Source organism: Actinomadura geliboluensis (assembly GCF_005889745.1).
In the GTDB taxonomy this organism is placed as follows: domain Bacteria; phylum Actinomycetota; class Actinomycetes; order Streptosporangiales; family Streptosporangiaceae; genus Spirillospora; species Spirillospora geliboluensis.
In genome coordinates this window covers 1-6,077 of record NZ_VCKZ01000501.1, presented here as the reverse complement: position 1 = coordinate 6,077, position 6,077 = coordinate 1, and the positions used below count along the sequence as shown (strand labels likewise).

The window sequence follows — 6,077 nt, the reverse complement described above, 5'->3', positions numbered from 1 at the left end:
CCCACACCGTCACCGACCAACTCGACGGCGCCACCTACACCTGGACCAAGTCCAACTACGTGCGGCTCGACCCGCGCGAGAAGCCCGCACACATCCTCACGTTCCAGCGGAACGGCGGACGTGTGCGGGCCAGTGGGAGCCGGTCGGACGGGAGCATGGCCGGGGCGGACGGGACGACCGCGAGGTCGCGCCGGAGTTCGCCGCGGCCCGAATCGTCCCGGCCGTCCCGGAGCCGGCGCCGGACGGGCGGCAGCTGAGCCGTCAGGCCGGCCCGGCGCCGCCGAGCAGGCGGTCCTCGATGGAGCGGCAGCCGGTGAACACCGAGCCGAGCCCCTCCCGGTCGATGATCTCGCGGAGCCGGGCCGGCAGCGCGGGCAGCGCCAGGCAGCCGCCCTCGGCGGCGACGCGCCAGCGGATGCCGAGCAGGATCGGCAGCGGGTCGCAGCGGATGCCGAGGCGCTCGTGCATCCGCACCATGAGGTGCCGCAGGTTGCCCTCGACCAGCGTCGTCAGCGTCTCCCCGAGCCGGGGCACCGTCACCTCGTCCAGCACGCCGGACAGGTGGACGACCGTGTGGTCGCCGTCCCCGGCCTCCGTCGTGGTGATCATCAGCTCGGACGGCGCGGGCGGCGTCGGCGTCAGCCCGGCGTCCCCCGGATGCAGCGCGCGGATGGCGTCGAGCACGTGCGTGGTGTCGACGTCGCCCGCCGGCGCGGGCGGGACGGGCGCGCCGGTCGCCGACGCGACGTCCGGGAACACCGGGACGAGCTGCGCCAGCCCGGTGAGGTGCAGCGCCCGCCGCACGTGCGATGACAGGGCGGGCACCACGGCCCGCAGCGGGCAGCCGAGCAGCTGCGCGCGCGTCTCGGCGCGGGCCAGCAGGACCAGCCCGGCCGCGTCCAGCAGCACGGTGTCGCCGAAGTCGACGACGACCCCCGTGCGCCGCCGCCCGTGCGCCCGGCCGCCGGCGGCCATGGACAGGGCCCTGCTCACCCCCTCCCGGACGCCCGCGTAGTTCTGCCAGCTGATCTGCGCGGGCAGGCTGAGCACGATGAACCCTCGCCGGGTGTCGATGCCCAGGCCCGGCACGGTCGTGTCCTTCATGCGTCACATCCCGATCGGGGTTCTGGCGGCCGCGGGCGCGGGCCGGTGCGGGGCGGTCAGGGAGGAGCCGGGCGGTCTGGACACCGTCCGGCCGTCCGGATAGGGCGGCCGGCCGCCCCGCACGACACCGGTCAGCCGGGACGCGGCGAGGCGTTCGATGGTCCCTTCCTCGGGCCGCACCCCGAGATGGGTGCAGCAGCACCACAGGTCGTCGACGCAGCGGCGCACGTTCTCAGCCGGGATGTCGGCGAAGCGAACGCGCAGCCGCGCCACGAGCGAATCGCGTGTCGGTACGACCGATGGCGACTTCTCCCAGCGCTCCACTGTCCCTCCGATCGCTTTGGACGGAAAACCGTCCGAACGGATCAGAACCCGCCGGTGGGGGCGGGTTCTGAGCTTGGAAACGACCTACCCGGGGCCTGCGACAGAAAAAGCGACGAACCTAAAAACACGGACATGACACAACCGTCGCGCGGCAAGTGTTCGACAGCCGGGCGATCCGCCCCGAACGGCGCCTCCGCGCGTCCGGCGGACGGGCCGGCGGGCAACCGAAACCGCCGCATCGGTCACGCTCCGTACGGAATCTTTTACGGATGGTTGCCTGTCCTGAACGTCCCCCGCGCCGGTGGCGGGCATTGCTGATCTAGATGTCTCCAACACACCTGGGGTGACCCATGCACGGCCAGCCGAACGATTCCGCCCGCAGCACGTCCGACCAGGTCCCCGCCCCAGAGCTGGACACGGGACCCGGCGCGGGCGGCGGCCCGCGCACCGCCGGAGAGGCCGGCCGCGCCCGGCCGGCCGGCGGGATCGCGGGGGGATCGGCGCCGGCCTCGGGGGCGGTCCCCGACCCGTTCGACGAGAGCACGCCGCGCACGCCCCACTGGTTCAAGACGGCGGTGTTCTACGAGGTGTCGGTGCGGGGATTCGCCGATTCAAACAATGACGGCTACGGCGATCTGCGCGGCCTGATCTCCAAACTCGACCATCTGCAATGGCTCGGCATCGACTGCCTGTGGCTGCTGCCGATCTACCAGTCACCGCTCAAGGACGGCGGCTACGACATCGCGAACTACACCAGCATCCTGCCGGACTTCGGGGAACTCGGCGATTTCGTCGAACTCATCGAGCAGGCCCATGCGCGCGGTATCCGGGTGATCGCGGACCTGGTGATGAACCACACCTCCGACCAGCACCCCTGGTTCCAGGCGTCCCGCACCGACCCCGACGGCCCGTTCGGGGACTTCTACATGTGGGCCGACGACGACACCGGCTACCCCGACGCCCGCATCATCTTCGTCGACACCGAGTCCTCCAACTGGACCTACGACCCCGTCCGCGGCCAGTACTACTGGCACCGCTTCTTCTCCCACCAGCCCGACCTCAACTACGACAACCCCGACGTCCAGGACGCCATGCTGGAGAACCTGCGCTTCTGGCTCGACCTGGGCATCGACGGGTTCCGCCTGGACGCCGTCCCCTACCTGTACGCCCGCGAAGGCACCAACTGCGAGAACCTCCCCGAAACCCACGCCTACCTCAAACGCGTCCGCGCCGAAGTCGACCGCCTCTACCCCGACCGCGTCCTGCTCGCCGAGGCCAACCAATGGCCCGCCGACGTCGTGGAGTACTTCGGCGACCCCGCCGCCGGCGGCGACGAATGCCACATGGCCTTCCACTTCCCCGTCATGCCCCGCATCTTCATGGCCGTCCGCCGCGAGCAGCGCTACCCCATCTCCGAGATCATGGCCCAGACCCCCAAAATCCCCGAATCCTGCCAATGGGGAATCTTCCTGCGCAACCACGACGAACTCACCCTGGAGATGGTCACCGACGAAGAACGCGACTACATGTACACCGAATACGCCAAAGACCCCCGCATGAAAGCCAACATCGGCATCCGCCGCCGCCTGGCCCCCCTCCTGGACAACGACCGCAACCAACTCGAACTCTTCACCGCCCTGCTGCTCTCCCTCCCCGGCTCCCCCGTCCTGTACTACGGCGACGAGATCGGCATGGGCGACAACATCTGGCTCGGCGACCGCGACGCCGTCCGCACCCCCATGCAATGGACCCCCGACCGCAACGCCGGCTTCTCCCACTGCGACCCCGCCCGCCTCTACCTGCCCGTCATCATGGACCCCATCTACGGCTACCAGGCCGTCAACGTCGAAGCACAGGCCAACAACCCCGGCTCCCTGCTGCACTGGACCCGCAAAATGATCGAGATCCGGCAGCGCCACCCCGTCTTCGGCGTCGGCTCCTACGTCGAACTCTCCGCCTCCAACCCCTCCGTCCTCGCCTTCACCCGCGAGATCACCGAGGACGAGAGCCCGTGGGGCGAGATGGACACGGTCCTGTGCGTCAGCAACCTGTCCCGCTTCCCGCAGCCGGTCGAACTGGACATGCGGCGCTTCGAGGGCTACTCCCCCGTCGAGTGCATGGGCGGCGTCCAGTTCCCCGCCATCGGGGAGCTCCCGTACCTGCTGACGCTCCCCGGGCACGGCTTCTACTGGTTCCAGCTGCTCCCGCCGGACGACGCCGGCCAGGACCGGATCGTGGGCGCGGGAAGGACCGTCTGACATGCTGCCACCCCGAGCGGAGCTGACCCGGGACCTCGCGGACTGGCTGCCCAGGCAGCGCTGGTTCGGCGGCAAGGACGGCCCCATCGACGAGCTGTCCATCGGCACCGCCACCGAACTGCGCACCGGCGACCCCGCCCTGCACCACCTCGTCCTCGACGTCCGCCAGAACGGCACCACCGACCACTACCAGCTCCTCCTCGGCGTCCGCCGCGAACTCCCCGACCGGCTCCGCCACGTGGAGATCGGACGGGACGCGGGCGGCGCGGGCGGCACGCGGGCGCGCACGTACGACGCCGCCCACGACCCGGACCTGACCCGGACGCTGCTGGCCGCGCTGGCGGACGGGGCGTCGATCGGGCCGCTGCGCTTCCACCACGCCGGCGGCGCCCGCATCCGGACGGACCTGGCGAGCCTGCCCATCACCGCCGAGCAGAGCAACACCTCGCTGCTGTTCGGGGACGCCTACATCTGCAAGCTGTTCCGCCGGCTCAGCCAGGGCGTGAACCTCGACCTGGAGGTCAACCTCGCGCTCACCCGCCAGGGCTGCGCGCACGTCCCGGCCGTGCACGGCTGGATCGAGCTGGACGCCGGCGAGCCCGGCGAGGAACCGGTCACGCTCGCGCTGCTGTCGGACTACCTGCACACCGGCGCGGACGGCTGGAGCCTGGCGATCGCGAGCGTCCGCGACTGGTTCGCCTACCCGCTGCCGTCCGGCGACGAGTGGGCGGAGCTGGACGCCGCCGTCGCGGGCGGCGACTTCGCGGCCGAGGCCGAGCGGCTCGGCGCCGCCACGGCGCAGGTGCACCGGGCGCTCGCCGACGCGTTCGGCGTGACGACCGTCCCGGCCGCCGAGGTACGCGCGCTGGCCGCCCGGATGAACGCCGAGCTGACCGCCACGTGCCGGGCGGTGCCCAACCTCGCGCCGCACGCCAAGGCGCTCACCGGGGCGTTCCTGGACCTGGCCGCGCGGGCGGCGCCGCTGGCCGTCCAGCGCGTGCACGGCGACTACCACCTCGGCCAGGTGCTGCGCACCGAGTCGGGCTGGGCGCTGCTGGACTTCGAGGGCGAGCCGGCCCGCACGCAGAGCGAGCGGCGGGCCCTCGCGCACCCGCTGCGCGACGTCGCCGGGATGCTGCGCTCCTTCGAGTACGCGGCGCGGTTCCTCATCACCAAGGCCGGCACGGTGCCGACCGAGTCGGGGCCGCACCTGGAGACCCGGGCGCACGCGTGGGCGGCGCGCAACCGCGCCGCGTTCTGCCGCGGCTACGCGGCGGCCGGCGGCGCCGACCCGGCCGCGCATTCGGTGCTGATGCACGCGTTCGAATTCGAGAAGGCCGTCTACGAGGTGCGCTATGAGGCGCGGAACCGGCCGGCCTGGCTGCCCGTTCCGCTGACCTCGCTCGCCCATCTGACCGCTTGATCAAAGACACTGAAGAACGCAGCTAATTCCGCGCCATGATCATGTAAAATCGGCCGGTTCGCTCAATTCCCCGGCGATCAACGGGTACCCGAACTCTCGGCAGGATGGTGATCACCTGCCGACGCGATACCCGGCAATGGGGAACGGAGAGAACAGCGATGTCCATCGCACGCCATTCACATCATGACGCGGCCGGAAGCGGAGCATTCGGCGGCCATACCGGCGGCACCCGGCCGGCGGCCGGCCGAAAACGGGGGACGCTCCGGGCGGCCGTCCTCGCGACGGTGACCGGAGCCGCGCTGGCGGTACCGCTGAGCGCGCCCGCGCCGGCGGCGATCAACCCGGCGGTGCTGCGGAGCCTGCACCTGGACTCCGCCACGCTGGCGAAGGTGAAGGCGTACGACCGGTACCGGACGCGCGTGGCGTCCCAGCGGTCCAAGGCCGGGAAGGCGCTCCGGTTCGCCCGCAAGCAGATCGGCAAGCCCTACCGGTGGGGCGCCGACGGGCCCGGCGGCTATGACTGCTCCGGTCTCGCGATGGCGGCGTGGCGCAAGGCGGGCGTGAAGATCCCGCGCGTCACCTACGCCCAGTACCGCCAGGTCGACCGCAAGGTGAAGTACGGCGACCTCGAGCCGGGCGACCTCGTCTTCTTCCACGGCCGCAGCCATGTCGGCCTCTTCGTCGGACGCGGCAGGTTCCTGCACGCGCCGCACTCCGGCGCGCGGGTCCGCATCGACAAGATCGGCAAGCGGCGCAAGGGGCAGTTCGCCGGCGCGGTCCGGCCGGGCGCCCCGGCCTACAAGGAGTTCCCGGCCTCGGTGCGGGAGCTGGTCGAGAAGATCGACCGGATGAGCGCGGAGAAGCGCGCGGATCAGCCGCCAGATAAGGGGCGGACCCCCCAAATTCCGCCACCATCCGACACAGTTCCTAATCTGTCTCTTATAGACATCTGACGCGTCCGACCCCGG

Annotated in this window: 6 protein-coding genes; 4 read left to right on the top strand and 2 right to left on the bottom strand. The window is 71.4% G+C overall.

Annotated elements, in window-relative coordinates:
• The coding region (locus ETD96_RS45405; RefSeq protein ID WP_171069462.1) for a hypothetical protein at nucleotides 1-257 on the top strand (257 nt) is incomplete at its 5' end.
• A gap of 4 nt (nucleotides 258-261) precedes the next feature.
• Here the strand turns inward: ETD96_RS45405 and ETD96_RS39660 are convergent.
• On the bottom strand, nucleotides 262-1,104 hold the full coding sequence (locus ETD96_RS39660; protein WP_138641630.1) for an STAS domain-containing protein: 843 nt from the start codon (nucleotides 1,102-1,104) through the stop codon (nucleotides 262-264).
• A 3-nt stretch (nucleotides 1,105-1,107) separates the two neighbouring features.
• Nucleotides 1,108-1,377: a hypothetical protein gene (locus ETD96_RS39655; protein ID WP_138641629.1), complete on the bottom strand. Its 270-nt coding sequence runs from the start codon at nucleotides 1,375-1,377 to the stop codon at nucleotides 1,108-1,110.
• A 401-nt stretch (nucleotides 1,378-1,778) separates the two neighbouring features.
• Between ETD96_RS39655 and treS the strand changes: the two genes are divergently transcribed.
• The 3 genes from treS (at nucleotide 1,779) to ETD96_RS39640 (ending at nucleotide 6,062) form a co-directional block, all read left to right on the top strand.
• Nucleotides 1,779-3,686 (top strand): maltose alpha-D-glucosyltransferase, encoded by a 1,908-nt coding sequence (gene treS / locus ETD96_RS39650; RefSeq protein ID WP_240808556.1) that lies wholly within the window; start codon nucleotides 1,779-1,781, stop codon nucleotides 3,684-3,686.
• Nucleotide 3,687: 1 nt separating this feature from the next.
• Nucleotides 3,688-5,109 carry a maltokinase N-terminal cap-like domain-containing protein gene (locus tag ETD96_RS39645; protein WP_138641628.1) on the top strand — a complete coding sequence of 474 codons (1,422 nt, stop codon included), beginning with the start codon at nucleotides 3,688-3,690 and terminating at the stop codon, nucleotides 5,107-5,109.
• Between the two features lie 284 nt (nucleotides 5,110-5,393).
• Nucleotides 5,394-6,062 carry a C40 family peptidase gene (locus tag ETD96_RS39640; RefSeq protein ID WP_171069461.1) on the top strand — a complete coding sequence of 223 codons (669 nt, stop codon included), beginning with the start codon at nucleotides 5,394-5,396 and terminating at the stop codon, nucleotides 6,060-6,062.
• The last annotated feature ends 15 nt before the right edge of the window (nucleotides 6,063-6,077 follow it).

Excerpts from the sequence above, each read along its gene's own strand:
- treS (WP_240808556.1), top strand. The coding sequence starts at position 1,779 with ATGCACGGCCAGCCGAACGATTCCGCCCGCAGCACGTCCGACCAGGTC.
- ETD96_RS39660 (WP_138641630.1), bottom strand. The coding sequence starts at position 1,104 with ATGAAGGACACGACCGTGCCGGGCCTGGGCATCGACACCCGGCGAGGG.
- ETD96_RS39645 (WP_138641628.1), top strand. The coding sequence starts at position 3,688 with ATGCTGCCACCCCGAGCGGAGCTGACCCGGGACCTCGCGGACTGGCTG.